Annotated in this window: 10 protein-coding genes, 8 tRNA genes and 3 rRNA genes; 20 read left to right on the top strand and 1 reads right to left on the bottom strand. The window is 48.7% G+C overall.

Annotation, left to right across the window (positions count from 1 at the left end; all coding sequences use genetic code 11):
- Positions 1-11: 11 nt before the first annotated feature.
- From BQ7367_RS03945 to BQ7367_RS03870, 16 genes are all read left to right on the top strand, one after another.
- Complete coding sequence (locus BQ7367_RS03945; protein ID WP_072524298.1) at positions 12-1538, top strand: L-threonylcarbamoyladenylate synthase; 1527 nt, start codon at positions 12-14, stop codon at positions 1536-1538.
- On the top strand, positions 1535-2167 hold the full coding sequence (upp, locus tag BQ7367_RS03940; RefSeq protein ID WP_072524297.1) for a uracil phosphoribosyltransferase: 633 nt from the start codon (positions 1535-1537) through the stop codon (positions 2165-2167). Before BQ7367_RS03945 ends, upp begins: the two co-directional genes overlap by 4 nt.
- A 65-nt stretch (positions 2168-2232) precedes the next feature.
- Complete coding sequence (locus BQ7367_RS03935) at positions 2233-2721, top strand: deoxycytidylate deaminase (protein ID WP_072524296.1); 489 nt, start codon at positions 2233-2235, stop codon at positions 2719-2721.
- 85 nt (positions 2722-2806) lie between these two features.
- Complete coding sequence (locus BQ7367_RS03930; RefSeq protein WP_072524295.1) at positions 2807-3532, top strand: lysophospholipid acyltransferase family protein; 726 nt, start codon at positions 2807-2809, stop codon at positions 3530-3532.
- Positions 3533-3711: 179 nt separating this feature from the next.
- Positions 3712-3799 (top strand) — tRNA-Ser (locus tag BQ7367_RS03925).
- A 540-nt stretch (positions 3800-4339) separates the two neighbouring features.
- A 16S ribosomal RNA gene (locus BQ7367_RS03920) occupies positions 4340-5872 on the top strand.
- Between the two features lie 185 nt (positions 5873-6057).
- Positions 6058-6175, top strand: a 5S ribosomal RNA gene (gene rrf, locus BQ7367_RS03915).
- Between the two features lie 393 nt (positions 6176-6568).
- Positions 6569-9458 (top strand): 23S ribosomal RNA (locus BQ7367_RS03910).
- Together the 16S, 23S and 5S rRNA genes with 7 tRNA genes alongside form the textbook arrangement of a ribosomal RNA operon.
- Before the next feature lie 73 nt (positions 9459-9531).
- Positions 9532-9605, top strand: a tRNA-Asp gene (locus BQ7367_RS03905).
- A 5-nt stretch (positions 9606-9610) separates the two neighbouring features.
- Positions 9611-9683 (top strand) — tRNA-Val (locus tag BQ7367_RS03900).
- Between the two features lie 14 nt (positions 9684-9697).
- Positions 9698-9779 (top strand) — tRNA-Tyr (locus BQ7367_RS03895).
- A 76-nt stretch (positions 9780-9855) separates the two neighbouring features.
- Positions 9856-9928 (top strand) — tRNA-Thr (locus BQ7367_RS03890).
- A gap of 31 nt (positions 9929-9959) precedes the next feature.
- Positions 9960-10033 (top strand) — tRNA-Met (locus BQ7367_RS03885).
- A gap of 148 nt (positions 10034-10181) precedes the next feature.
- A tRNA-Phe gene (locus BQ7367_RS03880) sits at positions 10182-10254 on the top strand.
- A gap of 48 nt (positions 10255-10302) precedes the next feature.
- Positions 10303-10375: transfer RNA gene (locus BQ7367_RS03875), tRNA-Lys, on the top strand.
- A 163-nt stretch (positions 10376-10538) separates the two neighbouring features.
- Positions 10539-11612: a serine hydrolase gene (locus BQ7367_RS03870; RefSeq protein ID WP_072524294.1), complete on the top strand. Its 1074-nt coding sequence runs from the start codon at positions 10539-10541 to the stop codon at positions 11610-11612.
- A 29-nt stretch (positions 11613-11641) separates the two neighbouring features.
- Here the strand turns inward: BQ7367_RS03870 and BQ7367_RS03865 are convergent, their stop codons facing one another.
- The gene (locus BQ7367_RS03865) at positions 11642-11821 is read right to left on the bottom strand and encodes a hypothetical protein (protein WP_072524293.1); all 180 of its coding nucleotides are present in this window, start codon (positions 11819-11821) and stop codon (positions 11642-11644) included.
- A gap of 352 nt (positions 11822-12173) precedes the next feature.
- Between BQ7367_RS03865 and BQ7367_RS03860 the strand changes: the two genes are divergently transcribed.
- From BQ7367_RS03860 to holB, 4 genes are all read left to right on the top strand, one after another.
- Positions 12174-13628: an aminotransferase class I/II-fold pyridoxal phosphate-dependent enzyme gene (locus tag BQ7367_RS03860; protein ID WP_072524292.1), complete on the top strand. Its 1455-nt coding sequence runs from the start codon at positions 12174-12176 to the stop codon at positions 13626-13628.
- On the top strand, positions 13621-14208 hold the full coding sequence (locus BQ7367_RS03855) for a nucleoside/nucleotide kinase family protein (protein WP_072524291.1): 588 nt from the start codon (positions 13621-13623) through the stop codon (positions 14206-14208). Before BQ7367_RS03860 ends, BQ7367_RS03855 begins: the two co-directional genes overlap by 8 nt.
- A 158-nt stretch (positions 14209-14366) precedes the next feature.
- Entirely contained in the window at positions 14367-14777 is a 411-nt protein-coding gene (locus BQ7367_RS03850; protein WP_072524290.1) for a site-specific integrase, read from the top strand.
- A 121-nt stretch (positions 14778-14898) separates the two neighbouring features.
- Complete coding sequence (holB, locus tag BQ7367_RS03845) at positions 14899-15894, top strand: DNA polymerase III subunit delta' (RefSeq protein ID WP_072524289.1); 996 nt, start codon at positions 14899-14901, stop codon at positions 15892-15894.
- Positions 15895-15908 lie beyond the last annotated feature (14 nt).

The following is a 15908-nucleotide window of genomic DNA, read 5'->3' as shown; positions in this document are numbered from 1 at the left end:
TAATTGAACTCATGGAGACAAAAATAAGAAAAATCGATAAAAATCAGATAGATGAAGAAATCATCCGGGAGGCCGGAGCGCTCCTGAAAGAGGGAAAGCTGGTGGCGTTTCCGACAGAAACTGTCTACGGACTGGGGGCGGACGCGCTTCAGGAAGAGGCGGCCAGGAAGACCTATGAGGCAAAGGGACGCCCCTCAGATAATCCACTGATCGTGCATATCGCGGATTATGAAGACCTGAGGAAGATCGCTGTTCATATTCCTGCGGAAACGGCCATACTGGCCGCTCATTTCTGGCCGGGACCGCTGACCATGATCTTTGAAAAAAGTGACGCTGTGCCGTACGGCACCACGGGAGGTCTGGACACGGTAGCGGTACGGATGCCGGAAGATCCGGTGGCGCAGGCGCTGATCCGGGCGGCAGGCGGGTTTGTGTCCGCGCCCAGCGCGAATATCTCGGGGCGGCCCAGCCCCACAACGGCAGATCATGTGAGGGAAGATCTTGGCGGAAAGATCGATATGATCCTGGATGGAGGGGAAGTAGACATCGGACTGGAATCAACCATCCTGGACATGACAGTAACACCCCCCATGATCCTGCGGCCGGGAGCCATTACCGCAGAGATGTTTGAAGAAGTGATCGGACCGGTAAGCGTGGATGAGACCCTTCTTGGCGATGAGAGCGATAAAGCGCCCAAGGCTCCGGGGATGAAATACAGACATTATGCTCCCAGAGCAAAACTTATTATTATAGAAGGAGATCTTCGGAAAGAGATACTGGCCATACGACAGCTTTCCTATGAGGCTCACCGGGAAGGACGAACCGTTGGGATCATTGCCACAGGCGAGACCCTTCCTTTCTATAATTATGGGATTGTCAAAAATATAGGAACAAGGGAAAATGAGAAGACGATCGCGCGGAACCTATACAAGGTGCTGCGGGAATTTGACGGGGAAGATGTTGAGACGATCTACAGTGAGTCTTTTGCTGTGCAGGGTATGGGAAAAGCGATCATGAACCGGCTGGAAAAAGCCGCAGGGCATCTGAGACTCTCTGCCGCGGCGATCGTTAAAGAGCAGAAGTACCGGCGGATCACCTTTGTCAGTGGAAGTGATACGGCCAGAGGTCCCATGGCTGCGGAGCTGCTTCGCAGACAGGAGCTGAAACAGGAATATGTGATAGATTCCAGAGGGACTGTAGTGCTCTTTCCGGAACCGGCGAATCAGAAGGCAGAGGCCATCATGAAGAGCGCCCAGATGACTTTGGAAAGTCATGTGACCCGCCAGTTCGACGAGGAAAATCTTCAGGATGATACACTGGTCCTTACCATCGACGAGAGTCAGAAGGCCAGACTGCTTTCTGAATACGGGCAGAAAGGAAACATCTATACATTAAACGAGTTTGTGGGGGATGACATACAGATACCGGAGCCTTACGGCAAGCCGCTGACAGCTTACGGAGAATGCTTTGAGGTGCTGGACAGACTGATAGGGGAACTTGCAGACAAACTGAATTCATTAGTGGAGGACAGAAGATGACAGGAAGAATATTTGTAATGGAGCACCCGCTGATCGCGCATAAGATCAGCTATATCAGACAGGAGAGTGTAGGTACCAAAGAATTCCGTGAAGTGATCGGTGAGATCGCTCAGCTTATGTGCTATGAAGCCACCCGGGATCTGAAGCTTCAGGATGTCAGGATCAAGACACCTATCGCGGAGATGACAGGAAAAGAGCTTGCAGGGAAAAAACTGGCCATTGTTCCTATCCTGAGAGCCGGCCTTGGAATGGTGGATGGAATGCTGTCATTGATACCGACAGCCAAGGTGGGTCATATCGGTCTGTACCGGGATCCGCAGACGCTGGAACCGGTAGAATATTACTGCAAGCTGCCTGCGGACTGTGGAGACAGAGAGGTGTTTGTAGTAGATCCCATGCTGGCTACAGGCGGCTCCAGTACCGCGGCGATCCGGATGCTGAAAGAAAAAGGAGTAAAACACATCCGCTTTTTGTGCATAATTGCCGCTCCGGAAGGGATAAAGCGGATGCAGGAGGAACATCCGGATGTAGATATTTATATTGGGGCACTGGATGAGCGGCTCAACGATCACGGATATATCGTGCCCGGCCTGGGAGACGCGGGAGACAGGATCTTCGGAACGAAATAAAATCCGGCTGCAATATAATAGGGACGAAATCTTCGGATAAACTATATACAAAGGAGATGCAGAGAATGACAGAAAAAAGAAAAGATTATTTATCCTGGGATGAGTATTTCATGGGAGTGGCCATGCTTTCCGGAATGCGGTCAAAAGATCCCAACACTCAGGTGGGCTGCTGTATCGTAAGCCAGGACAACAAGATCCTGTCAATGGGATATAACGGATTCCCCATCGGATGCTCGGATGATGAATTCCCGTGGACGAGGGACGGACAGGATCCTCTGCAGACAAAATACGTATATTCTACTCACAGCGAACTGAACGCCATACTCAATTACAGCGGCGGGAGTCTGGCAGGAGCGAAACTTTATGTTTCTCTCTTTCCCTGCAATGAATGCGCGAAGGCGATCATACAGGCAGGGATCAGGGAAGTGATCTATGACTGTGACAAATACGCGGATACACCGGGTGTTATAGCTTCCAAAAGGATGATGGACGCGGCGGGGGTCAGATATCATCAATATCATAGAACAAACAGAAAGATCGAGATCGAAGTATGAAAGGGGACAGGTACTTTTTAAAAGGGGTCAGGCCCCTTTTTCCAATGTTATCAGAATATTCTGACAGAAAGGATTTTACGACGGCATGAAACGAATATTGATGATGGTACTGAGAAATCTTTATATAGTCCCCTATGGATGGATACGTCTGTGTTATCGGGCGGCCCATGTGGACAAATATACAGAGGAAGACATGTACGCTTTCCTTCAGTGGATCGATCTCCGCGCAAACAGAGGAGGAAATGTGCACATTGACGCTCACGGGCAGGAGAACATTCCTGACAGAGACGGATTTATGTTTTTCCCAAATCATCAGGGATTATATGATGTACTTGCTATTATAGAAGCAAGTCCACGGCCCTTTTCGGTCGTGGCGAAAAAAGAAGTGGCGAAGATTCCGTTTCTGAAACAGGTTTTTGCCTGTATGAAAGCATATATGATCGATCGTGACGATATCCGGCAGTCAATGCAGGTCATTATTAACGTGGCAAAAGAAGTAAAAAAGGGAAGAAATTATCTGATCTTTGCGGAAGGGACACGTTCAAAGGCAGGCAATCGCGCAGGCGGCTTTAAGGGCGGCAGCTTTAAAGCCGCAACAAAAGCGCAGTGCCCGATTGTTCCCGTTGCGTTGATAGACTCCTTCAGGCCCTTTGACACGAATACGATAAAACCGGTGACGGTCCAGGTGCATTTTCTGAAACCTCTTCAATATGAAGAGTATAAGGAGATGAAGACAACCGAGATCGCATCACTTGTTCAGAAGCGGATCCAGGCTGTCATAGATGAGAACGCGGACCGTTCCGGCCATTGAGGCACGGACGGCAGCTACGGAGCAGTCATAGCATCCGGCAGGCACGGCGAAGAAAGTTGTATGTTTTTTGAAAAATCCCGTTGACATTGGAAATTCTGTTTAGTATAATAAATTTCGCACTATTGGTGCGAAAAGGATAGATCGCCGCGGCGGATGAGCCGTGGACAGATTCAGGATCAGGAGAAATACTCAAGAGGCTGAAGAGGCGCCCCTGCTAAGGGTGTAGGTCGGGAAACCGGCGCGAGGGTTCAAATCCCTCTTTCTCCGTTCGGTATCAACCGAAAAACTACTGGAAGCATCCGGTAGTTTTTATTTGTCCCCAAAGGACCGGGAGGGCAGGCCTGGCGGCGGAGCCCGGAGGCAGGAAGAGAGCGGGAGGAATAGTGGGAGATACCGGGGAAAAAGTACCAGATATAGTAGCTGAGAGCAGAAAAAGAAAAGAGTTAGAAAAAGTTAAAAAAAAGAGTTGACAAAGGGCTAAGGTAAGTGGTACTATGTTTAAGCTGACCCGTGAGGGACAGCAAAAAAGAGAAAAAAAGTTCTTGACAAGCGCGGGAGAGTCTGATAGAATAGCAGAGCTGTCGCGAAAGAGAGGACAGAGGACCTTGATAACTGAACAATAGACAACAACCCTTGAAAATTTCTTAAAGAGAAAAATTCAAAGAACGTCATTGAACAATGAGGTTCGGCTGTGCCGAACGGCTTTCACACTAGATTCGTGAAAGACCTCATCAAGTGTTCAATGCCAACAACAGTAAAGAGGGAAAGAATTAGCTAGTAGTTAATTCTGGACTCGGAACAAACACTTTTAACGAGAGTTTGATCCTGGCTCAGGATGAACGCTGGCGGCGTGCCTAACACATGCAAGTCGAGCGAAGCACTTTACTTAGATTTCTTCGGAATGACGAGTTTAGTGACTGAGCGGCGGACGGGTGAGTAACGCGTGGGTAACCTGCCTCATACAGGGGGATAACAGTTAGAAATGACTGCTAATACCGCATAAGACCACAGCTTCGCATGGAGCGGTGGTAAAAACTCCGGTGGTATGAGATGGACCCGCGTCTGATTAGCTAGTTGGTAAGGTAACGGCTTACCAAGGCGACGATCAGTAGCCGACCTGAGAGGGTGACCGGCCACATTGGGACTGAGACACGGCCCAAACTCCTACGGGAGGCAGCAGTGGGGAATATTGCACAATGGGGGAAACCCTGATGCAGCGACGCCGCGTGAGTGAAGAAGTATTTCGGTATGTAAAGCTCTATCAGCAGGGAAGAAACTGACGGTACCTGACTAAGAAGCACCGGCTAAATACGTGCCAGCAGCCGCGGTAATACGTATGGTGCAAGCGTTATCCGGATTTACTGGGTGTAAAGGGAGCGTAGACGGATAGGCAAGTCTGGAGTGAAAGCCCGGGGCTCAACCCCGGGACTGCTTTGGAAACTGTTTATCTAGAGTGCTGGAGAGGTAAGTGGAATTCCTAGTGTAGCGGTGAAATGCGTAGATATTAGGAGGAACACCAGTGGCGAAGGCGGCTTACTGGACAGTAACTGACGTTGAGGCTCGAAAGCGTGGGGAGCAAACAGGATTAGATACCCTGGTAGTCCACGCCGTAAACGATGACTACTAGGTGTCGGGTGGCAAAGCCATTCGGTGCCGCAGCAAACGCAATAAGTAGTCCACCTGGGGAGTACGTTCGCAAGAATGAAACTCAAAGGAATTGACGGGGACCCGCACAAGCGGTGGAGCATGTGGTTTAATTCGAAGCAACGCGAAGAACCTTACCTGCCCTTGACATCCGGATGACCGGTGGGTAATGCCACCCTCTCTTCGGAGCATCCGAGACAGGTGGTGCATGGTTGTCGTCAGCTCGTGTCGTGAGATGTTGGGTTAAGTCCCGCAACGAGCGCAACCCTTATCTTTAGTAGCCAGCATTCAGGATGGGCACTCTAGAGAGACTGCCAGGGATAACCTGGAGGAAGGTGGGGATGACGTCAAATCATCATGCCCCTTATGGGCAGGGCTACACACGTGCTACAATGGCGTAAACAAAGGGAAGCGAGTCTGTGAGGATAAGCAAATCTCAAAAATAACGTCTCAGTTCGGATTGTAGTCTGCAACTCGACTACATGAAGCTGGAATCGCTAGTAATCGCGAATCAGAATGTCGCGGTGAATACGTTCCCGGGTCTTGTACACACCGCCCGTCACACCATGGGAGTCAGTAACGCCCGAAGTCAGTGACCCAACCGTAAGGAGGGAGCTGCCGAAGGCGGGACCGATAACTGGGGTGAAGTCGTAACAAGGTAGCCGTATCGGAAGGTGCGGCTGGATCACCTCCTTTCTAAGGAAGAAATATTAAGTAGAGAGCTGTTGTCTATTGTTGAGTTGTCAGGGAGAGGAAAATGAGCAAAGGACGCATATGAAAAGGGAACAAGTTCGCCTTGCTAGGTTCGAAAGGACCTCACCAAGCGCGGCGAACAAGCCTAGTTCTAAGCTCGAAAGGACCTCGCTAAGAACTCAGGCTTTTTTGGTGGCGATGCGCCCGGGGGAAACACCCGTACCCATCCCGAACACGATGGTTAAGCCCCGGACGGCCGATGGTACTGCACTGGAGACGGTGTGGGAGAGTAGGTGGCCGCCAAATTTAAAAAGAAAAGAACTAAGGCAGATCCGCTGCCGAAGTTAAAAATAAATACAGGCAAAGATGAGCAACAACTTATCACCGCCAACCCCATCAGCAGGGCAGTGCTGTTAAAAAGCTGGTTTCACCAGTGATTAGAGATTTGAAAAGATTCAAGTTTCTAATGACTGATGAAAAGTCAGTCAGATGTGTACCTTGAAAACTGCATACAGAGAAAAACAATTGATGATAAGAATATCTTATATATCAAGACATCCGAGGAAATGTTATTAACAACATGAACTGATTCGATAGAATCCTTCGAAGAAAACGAAGTAAAAAAATTGGCCTATTGCCAACGCGTGTAACGCTATACACGTGTGGATAAGAACTCATTCCCGTGAGAACTTATCGTTTGGTTATGCTGATAAGAGCGTATGGTGGATGCCTTGGCACTAAGAGCCGATGAAGGACGTGATAAGCTGCGAAAAGCTTCGGGGAGGGGCAAATACCCATTGATCCGGAGATCTCCGAATGGGGAAACCTGCTTGAGGAAACCTCAAGTATCCTGACGCCAATCCATAACGTCAGGAGGGGAACCCGGTGAACTGAAACATCTAAGTAGCCGGAGGAAGAGAAAACAACAGTGATTCCGAAAGTAGCGGCGAGCGAAATCGGAAGAGCCCAAACCAGTGTGCGTGCATGCTGGGGTTCGGACCGCGGAATTGATTCAATGAGCTTAGCAGAACGGTTTTGGGAAAGCCGGCCAGAGAGGGTGAAAGCCCCGTAAGCGAAAAGCGAGTTGACAAGGCGGTATCCAGAGTAGGTCGAGACACGTGGAACCTTGACTGAACACGCGGGGACCACCCCGTAAGGCTAAATACTCCTTAGTGACCGATAGCGCATAGTACTGTGAAGGAAAGGTGAAAAGGACCCCGGGAGGGGAGTGAAAAAGAACCTGAAACCATATGTTTACAAGCTGTGGAACATCTTTATAGGATGAACCGCGTACTTTTTGTAGAACGGTCCGGCGAGTTGCGCTGGCTGGCGAGGTTAAGGACTTCAGGTCCGGAGCCGAAGGGAAACCAAGTCTTAATAGGGCCACAGTCAGTCGGAGCAGACCCGAAACCGGGTGATCTACCCATGTCCAGGTTGAAGTTGCCGTAAAAGGCAATGGAGGACCGAACCCACATCCGTTGAAAAGGGTGGGGATGAGGTGTGGGTAGGGGAGAAATTCCAATCGAACCCGGAGATAGCTGGTTCTCCTCGAAATAGCTTTAGGGCTAGCCTCATACAAGTCTTGCGGAGGTAGAGCACTGAATTCCTGCGGGGGCGTCAAAGCTTACCAAGGGATATCAAACTCCGAATGCCGTGTAGATGGTGTATGGGAGTCAGACTGTCCGAGATAAGTTGGGTAGTCAAAAGGGAAAGAGCCCAGACCTGCAGCTAAGGCCCCAAAATGTGTGTTAAGTGGAAAAGGATGTGGGATTTCGAAGACAACTAGGATGTTGGCTTAGAAGCAGCCATCCATTAAAAGAGTGCGTAATAGCTCACTAGTCGAGAGGTCCTGCGCCGAAAATGTCCGGGGCTGAAACACACTGCCGAAGCTCAGGGATCTACGAATGTAGATCGGTAGAGGAGCATTCTTAACGGGACGAAGCGGTACCGGAAGGAGCCGTGGACTGTTAAGAAGAGAGAATGCCGGAATGAGTAGCGAGAGGAAGGTGAGAATCCTTCCGGCCGAATATCTAAGGTTTCCAGGGTAAAGCTGATCTGCCCTGGGTAAGTCGGGACCTAAGGCGAGGCCGAGAGGCGTAGTCGATGGACAACAGGTTGAAATTCCTGTACTATCCTGTAACAGAACTGTGGGGACGCAGAGAGAGAGCGTGAGCCGGGAATGGAAAGACCGGTGCAAGCGAGGTAGGAGTCGCATAGGCAAATCCGTGCGGCAATCCGAAGACGTGACGCGGACCGAAAACAAGTAGGGAAGCACGTGAGCTAGCTGCCGAGAAAAGCCGCTATTGTTTGCAGGATACCCGTACCGTAAACCGACACAGGTGGATGAGGAGAGAATCCTAAGGCCGACGGGAGAAGCATTGTTAAGGAACTCGGCAAAATGACTCCGTAACTTCGGGAGAAGGAGTGCCTCGAGAGAGGCCGCAGAGAATTGGCCCAAGCAACTGTTTAGCAAAAACACAGGTCTATGCGAAACCGAAAGGTGAGGTATATGGGCTGACGCCTGCCCGGTGCTGGAAGGTTAAGGGGAGAGGTTAGCGCAAGCGAAGCTTTGAACTTAAGCCCCAGTAAACGGCGGCCGTAACTATAACGGTCCTAAGGTAGCGAAATTCCTTGTCGGGTAAGTTCCGACCCGCACGAAAGGCGTAATGATTTGGGCACTGTCTCAACAATGCACCCGGTGAAATTGAAATACCAGTGAAGATGCTGGTTACCTGCGCCAGGACGGAAAGACCCCATGGAGCTTTACTCCAGCTTGATACTGGGATTCGATATTGCATGTACAGGATAGGTGGGAGACTAGGAAGTGAGGACGCCAGTCCTCATGGAGTCACTGTTGGGATACCACCCTTGCAGTATTGGGTTTCTAACCAGCAGCCGTGATCCGGCTGGGGGACAATGTCAGGTGGGGAGTTTGACTGGGGCGGTCGCCTCCGAAAGGGTATCGGAGGCGCTCAAAGGTTCCCTCAGAATGGTCGGAAACCATTCGAAGAGTGCAAAGGCAGAAGGGAGCTTGACTGCGACACCGACGGGTGGAGCAGGTACGAAAGTAGGACTTAGTGATCCGGTGGTATAAAGTGGGATTGCCATCGCTCAACGGATAAAAGCTACCCTGGGGATAACAGGCTTATCACTCCCAAGAGTTCACATCGACGGAGTGGTTTGGCACCTCGATGTCGGCTCATCGCATCCTGGGGCTGTAGTCGGTCCCAAGGGTTGGGCTGTTCGCCCATTAAAGCGGTACGCGAGCTGGGTTCAGAACGTCGTGAGACAGTTCGGTCCCTATCCGGCGTGGGCGTAGGATATTTGAGAGGAGCTGTCCTTAGTACGAGAGGACCGGGATGGACTGGCCGCTGGTGGATCTGTTGTTTTACCAAGAGCATAGCAGAGTAGCCAAGCCGGGACGGGATAAACGCTGAAGGCATCTAAGCGTGAAGCCCCCCTCGAGATGAGATATCCCATAACGTCAAGTTAGTAAGACCCCTTGAAGACGACGAGGTAGATAGGGCAGAGGTGGAAGTGCAGTAATGTACGGAGCTGACTGTTACTAATAGGTCGAGGGCATAACCAGAGCGGGAATAGGTATTGGATGAGTTTTCTTTGTATGTAGTTTTGAAAGTACACTTTTTTGATAAATAGAAAGTGGCCCAGTGGCTCAGTTGGTTAGAGCGCCGCCCTGTCACGGCGGAGGTCGAGAGTTCGAGTCTCTTCTGGGTCGTTTGTGGGGTCTTAGCTCAGCTGGGAGAGCATCTGCCTTACAAGCAGAGGGTCATAGGTTCGAGCCCTATAGGCCCCATTTAGAGCATTTATGGATGGATTCCCGAGTGGCCAAAGGGGGCAGACTGTAAATCTGTTGGCAACGCCTTCGAAGGTTCGAATCCTTCTCCATCCACTGATGTTGAATGATTTAGTAAAGCAATCGGTTTGCTAAAACCAAAACGGTTCGAATCTTTCTTCATCTATTATAAGCCGATGTGGCTCAATTGGCAGAGCAGCTGATTTGTAATCAGCAGGTTATCGGTTCAAGTCCGATCATCGGCTTTGTCTCAGATGAGACATTATAATTTCATAGCGCGGGGTGGAGCAGTCTGGAAGCTCGTCGGGCTCATAACCCGAAGGTCGCAGGTTCAAATCCTGCTCCCGCAACTTACACGATATCATGGTAAGCGTACAGAAACAGATGTCTTTGGATTTCAGGTTCACCTGGAGTTGCAAAGGCATATGTGGATATAAGCGTCTGTTTTCTTGATGAAAGGACGGCTTGATCAGGCTGAGAGTGAAATTCGTGGTATTTGCCCAGATAGCTCAGTTGGTAGAGCAGAGGACTGAAAATCCTCGTGTCGCTGGTTCGATTCCGGCTCTGGGCATTTTCTCTGTAATAAATAAAGTAATTTGCGGAGAAGTTAATTGAATAGGGGCGTGTAGCTCAGGTGGTAGAGCACTTGACTTTTAATCAAGTTGTCCGGGGTTCGAATCCCCGCACGCTCACTGGCAGGCAGTGTAGACTGAAGATATGAAGTTTACGCTGTCTTTTATTTTAGTGAAGAATATGTGTCGGAAGTGTTAAGGATCAGTGTAATGTATTGTGCCCGGAGAAGGGCTGTGCTAACATTATCAAAATTAAGAAAGAATTAAGAGATGAGTGACGTACATGGATACATATGGAAGCGGAAGCCACAAACAGAAGAAGGAAAAATATCAGAACCGGACATATGGCGGAAGGTTTGGGAAAATAGTTAGGATAGTGCTGTTTTCCTGCGCCGGTTTTCTGATACTGCTTCTGGTAGCTGTGAGTGCTGTCTTTGGGGAAGAACGAATGAAGGAAACAGAAGAAGGATATCTGCTGGGAGCTGTTGGCAATATGGAGGATGCCCTGGGAGAGATTTCTTCAGAAGCGGTAGACAGCACAGGAGGTACCCCTGCCGGACAACAGGAAGAAGAGAGTTTATTTGTCCCGATTCTGGAGGCAGACAGCACGGAGTTGACGATTACTTGGGAGGGATTGTCGGAAGAAGATCTGAGTGAGACGGAAGTGCTGAAAACAGAGATTCAGTCGGCAATTGATGCTTTCTCTGCTGAAGGATATTCAACAGGTTTTCTTCTTTATGATATTAATACAGAGGGCGGCATCAGCTATCGGGCTGATGAAAGTTATTACAGTGCCAGCACGATCAAGGGACCGTATGTGGCCTGGCTTGTACAGGCGTACCCGCAGACCGCGGACAGACTTTATGATACGATCGAGAATACGATAGCCTGGTCCAGCAATGATGATTATGAGATGCTCATCAGTACATATGGTTCTTCAGAATTCGACAGCTGGATAGCGGGGCTGGGCTGTAAAAACATAGCTCTTTCAGGAGAGTGGTATCCTGACATCAATGCCCGGGATTTTGCTGTTTTGTGGAACTTTGTTTATGACAGTTTTCTTTCGGGTTCAGTTCCTGATTATATCCGGGATCTTTATACCGGAACTCTTGAGTCAGCCATATATGAAACACTTAGCCCATGGTATACTGTCTATTCAAAAACCGGATGGATCGGGGAAGGTCTGGGGACATATTATAATGTACAGAATGATGCGGGAATCGTAATGAAGGGAGATGATCCCTATGTGATCGTCGTTTTGAGTGATGCGTATGGCCGAACAGACCTGCTGGATCATCTGGTAGCAGTTCTGGATTCGGCGCATACGTCTCTCCTGAATATTGAAAGTACAGAATAAACAGAGCTTTTGAAGCAATATTTTATTATCTATTCCCCGCCCGGTCCGTCCCGGCGGGGAACTTCGTCAGGAATTACATTTGTGGCGTCTGAAGCCGGCGGCAGGATGATCTCCGGCGTTTTGGACTGTCCGTTATTATCTTTCTCTTTTCTGTCAGGATACACAGTGCCCGGTACCCACTGGGGCGGGCCGTAATTGAGTTCTTTCATGATTTACGCCTCCTTGATTTTTCAAAATACAGAATCTGTCATAGATTCAGCGTGCTGTTATGTGAGAATAGTATGTCCTGCGCAGAAAGAAATATACAGAGGAAATCTGCGGCGACATGTAAGAGCAGCAAAAAAAGCCGGGATGAGGATCACCGGCTGAGAAAAGAGAAATATATATGTGAAAAAGCATTTCTGCTTTATTTGACTATAATATAACCGCGAAATGTGAGGAATATGTGTTGTCTGTATAAAAACAAAGTTAAAAATTATAAAATAAAACAGCAAATTCTGGTGCACTGTGATAAAATGAAAAAGAGTTTAGAAGACGGATGAGTGTGCAAAGAGGCAGTTTATGACAGACTATTTATATAGAAAACTAAAGGAATACGTGTCATCAGAATTTTACGGATTTCATATGCCCGGTCATAAGCGAAATGGAGCGGTAACAGGAGCAGACCTTCCCTATGATATTGACATTACGGAGATTGATGGCTTCGATGATCTCCATCATGCGAATGGGGTACTAAAAGAAGCGCAGGAGAGGTCGGCAGAACTTTTTCACGCAGAAGAGACACATTATCTTATCAATGGGAGCACGGCAGGGATCCTCAGCGCTATAATGGGATGTACGCGCAGAGGAGACAAGATACTTATGGCAAGAAACTGCCATAAATCTGTATACAACAGTGTACTTTTAAACGGACTGTGGCCCATCTATCTTTATCCATCAACATGGAAAGAGGCAGGAACTTCCGGGGAGATCTGTCCGGATGAAGTGGAGCGGTTTCTGGAAAGAGACGCAGATATCCGGGCTGTCGTTATTACTTCTCCTACGTATGACGGTGTAGTTTCTGACGTGGGGAAGATCGCAGAGATCACGCACCGGTATGGTATCCCTCTGATCGTGGACGAAGCCCACGGAGCACATTTTGGATTTCACCCGTATTTTCCAAAGAACGGTAACGAGCTGGGGGCAGACGTGGTCATCCACAGCCTGCATAAAACACTTCCCGCGCTGACGCAGACCGGACTTCTTCACATGAATGGGGAGAGGGCGGACAGAGACCGGATCCGTGCCTGTCTGCATATGCTGCAGTCCAGCAGCCCTTCCTATGTACTGATGGCAGGAATAGATGAATGTGTCCGGGTTCTTGCGGAAAATGGAAGAGAACTGTTTAACCGGTATACGGAAAACCTGGAACACGCGAGACAGAGAATGAAGCTTCTGGAAAATCTCAGCATACTGGAAATGGAACATTACGATCGTTCCAAAATACTTATCTCTGTGAAGGACGTATACAGAGAAGAAAATAAAGAAATTAAAAAGTTTTCTGGAAAAGATTTATATTTTACTATGAAAGAAAATTATTTACAATTGGAAATGGCGGCTCCGGGATATGCCCTTGCAATGACATCCATTGCCGATACGTCGGAGGGGATGGAACAGCTGGCCGGAGTATTGCTGAATATTGACAGGAAACTTGCAAAATTTGTGAAATCTGAAGAAAAGAACGAGAAATATCCGCAGGATTCTGCAAGTTTTCCGCCGGATACAGAAAGGAACAGACAGGTTTTTCTGCCCTGTGAGGCGGCACAGATGGACAGAGAGTATATTTCCTGGGAAAGATGTGCGGGCAGAGTCGCGTTGGAATATGCTTATGTCTATCCTCCGGGGATTCCGCTGACAGTGCCCGGTGAGGAGATATCAGGCGCGGTCGTCGGGCAAGTCAGAGCGTATGAAGATGCGGGTTTTCAGATAGAAGGAACAAAAGAGAAGAAAAGGATCGGGGTGTTGATGAATGGGTAAAATTTATTATGTGATGGGAAAGAGCTCTTCGGGAAAAGACACAATATATAAACATCTGATGAAGCGGCACCCCCGCTTCCGTACTATCGTGCCTTATACAACCAGACCGATCAGGGAAGGGGAGAGGGACGGCGTAGAATACTTCTTTGTGGATAAGGAGCGGTTTCGGGAAATGCGGGAGGAAGAGAAAGTCATTGAGACACGTTCTTATAACACAAAATGCGGGATATGGACGTATTTTACCGCGGATGACGGGCAGATCGATCTGGGGAAATATGATTATCTGGTGATTGGCACGCTGGTCTCCTATCAGGCGCTTAAGGAGTATTTCGGGACGGAACGGCTGGTACCGGTCTACATCGAGGTGGAGGATGGAATCCGGCTTACCCGCGCGCTGGATCGGGAAAAATGTCAGGAAAAGCCTTTGTACGCGGAGATGTGCAGACGTTTTCTGGCAGACGAGGAGGATTTCTCAGAGGAGAATCTGAAAAAAGCCGGAATAAAGAAACGGTTTGAAAATATTCAACTGGAGGATTGTCTGAACGAGATCGAGCAGTATATCAGACAGGAGACATTTTAAAAATAACTCCGGCCGTGAGGGCGGAGCGCGGAAGTCTGTAATGTGAATAGTGCGAATAGTAAAAAAGAAAAGGATACGAGGTGTTCTTTTCTTTTTTGTATTTATAGAAGAAATAAGTCTGCAGATCAAAAATCAGGCAAAATTAAGGAGGACGCAAAATGACAGAGTACAGGATTGACACAGGAATGATCGAAGGATTCCGGATTTCGCTGCGAGAGAAAGAAAAGTCTCCGGCGACGATCCGAAAATATATCCGGGAGATCGAATTTTTGGAAGAGTTTCTGCATGGGAGGGAAATTACAAAAGGGAACCTGTTGGAATACAGCGAATATCTTCAGGAAGGAAACAGACCGCAGACAGTGAACGGAAAGCTGGCGGCAGTCAATGCGTTTCTTGATTTTATCGGAATGCCTGCGGAGCGGTTAAAGTATCAGCGGGTGCAGCGGAAGATTTTCGCGGAAGAGGCCCGGGAGCTGACGCAGGAGGAATATAAAAGACTGCTGGAAGTGACGTCGGAAGAGATGGACGATCAGATCTATATCGTTCAAAATCCGGAAGGAAAACTTTAGGGGTATAACTTAGATAAATATTGTGTTATACTTAATAGGTAACTCATGTTCTGTGAGAACGAAAAAATAGTGGATCCAGAGGCGGAAGACCACTGAAAAACCATAGATAACAGGTGAAGATATGAGTGGGTTTAAAGATGTGGTAGGCCACAAGAATATAATTAAATATATCCAGAATGCGGTAAGGGCGGACGCGGTTTCCCATGCCTATATCCTGAACGGAGAGAGAGGGTCAGGGAAGAAGCTGCTGGCGAATCTTTTTGCCATGAGCCTGCAGTGCCAGGACCGGGATGAGGACGGGGATGCCTGCGGAAAATGTCAGTCATGCAGGCAGGCGATGAATGGAAATCAGCCCGATATCATCCATGTGACTCATGAGAAGCCGGGAACCATCAGTGTAGATGACATCCGGCAGCAGGTCAATGATGATGTAGTAATACGGCCTTACAGCAGCAGATATAAGGTGTATATCATTGCGGACGCGGATCTGCTGAGTGTACAGGCTCAGAACGCGCTGCTGAAGACGATTGAAGAACCTCCGGAGTATGCGGTTATCATGCTGCTTACGGAGAACGCGGAGACGCTGCTTGCCACAATACGGTCCCGGTGTGTTATGATGAAACTCCGCAACATCAAGGATCAGCTGGTGAAGAAGTACCTTATGGAGCAGATGGAGATCCCGGATTACAAAGCGGATGTCTGCGTGGCGTTTGCTCAGGGGAATATGGGCAAGGCGATCATGCTGGCGAACTCGGAGTACTTTAATGAGATCAAGGAAGAGGCGGTGCATCTTCTGAGAAATATCGACGAGATGACTGTTCCTGAGTTGATGGAAGCGGTGAAGCGCTGTATGACGTACAAGCTGGAGATCAATGATTACCTGGATATTATTGCCATCTGGTACAGGGATGTGCTGATCTATAAAGCAACAAAGAGTGTGGACCGGGTCGTGTTTTCAGATCAGATGAAATATATCCGTGAGCGGGCGAGAAAGAGTTCATATGAAGGCATAGAGAATATTCTGGATGCTCTGGAAAAAGCCAAAGCAAGAATGAAAGCCAACGTGAACTTTGAGCTGACGATGGAGCTTTTGCTGCTGACCATCAAGGAAAACTGACAGATCCTGCTGAT

Origin of the sequence: Clostridium sp. Marseille-P3244, from assembly GCF_900120155.1 — a bacterium.
Classification (GTDB): domain Bacteria; phylum Bacillota; class Clostridia; order Lachnospirales; family Lachnospiraceae; genus Mediterraneibacter.
This window is presented reverse-complemented; position numbering and strand designations above follow the sequence as displayed.

Coding starts and splice junctions, on each gene's coding strand:
- holB (WP_072524289.1), top strand. CDS start 14,899: ATGAGTGGGTTTAAAGATGTGGTAGGCCACAAGAATATAATTAAATAT.
- BQ7367_RS03850 (WP_072524290.1), top strand. CDS start 14,367: ATGACAGAGTACAGGATTGACACAGGAATGATCGAAGGATTCCGGATT.
- BQ7367_RS03870 (WP_072524294.1), top strand. CDS start 10,539: ATGGATACATATGGAAGCGGAAGCCACAAACAGAAGAAGGAAAAATAT.
- BQ7367_RS03855 (WP_072524291.1), top strand. CDS start 13,621: ATGGGTAAAATTTATTATGTGATGGGAAAGAGCTCTTCGGGAAAAGAC.
- upp (WP_072524297.1), top strand. CDS start 1,535: ATGACAGGAAGAATATTTGTAATGGAGCACCCGCTGATCGCGCATAAG.
- BQ7367_RS03945 (WP_072524298.1), top strand. CDS start 12: ATGGAGACAAAAATAAGAAAAATCGATAAAAATCAGATAGATGAAGAA.
- BQ7367_RS03865 (WP_072524293.1), bottom strand. CDS start 11,821: ATGAAAGAACTCAATTACGGCCCGCCCCAGTGGGTACCGGGCACTGTG.
- BQ7367_RS03930 (WP_072524295.1), top strand. CDS start 2,807: ATGAAACGAATATTGATGATGGTACTGAGAAATCTTTATATAGTCCCC.
- BQ7367_RS03935 (WP_072524296.1), top strand. CDS start 2,233: ATGACAGAAAAAAGAAAAGATTATTTATCCTGGGATGAGTATTTCATG.
- BQ7367_RS03860 (WP_072524292.1), top strand. CDS start 12,174: ATGACAGACTATTTATATAGAAAACTAAAGGAATACGTGTCATCAGAA.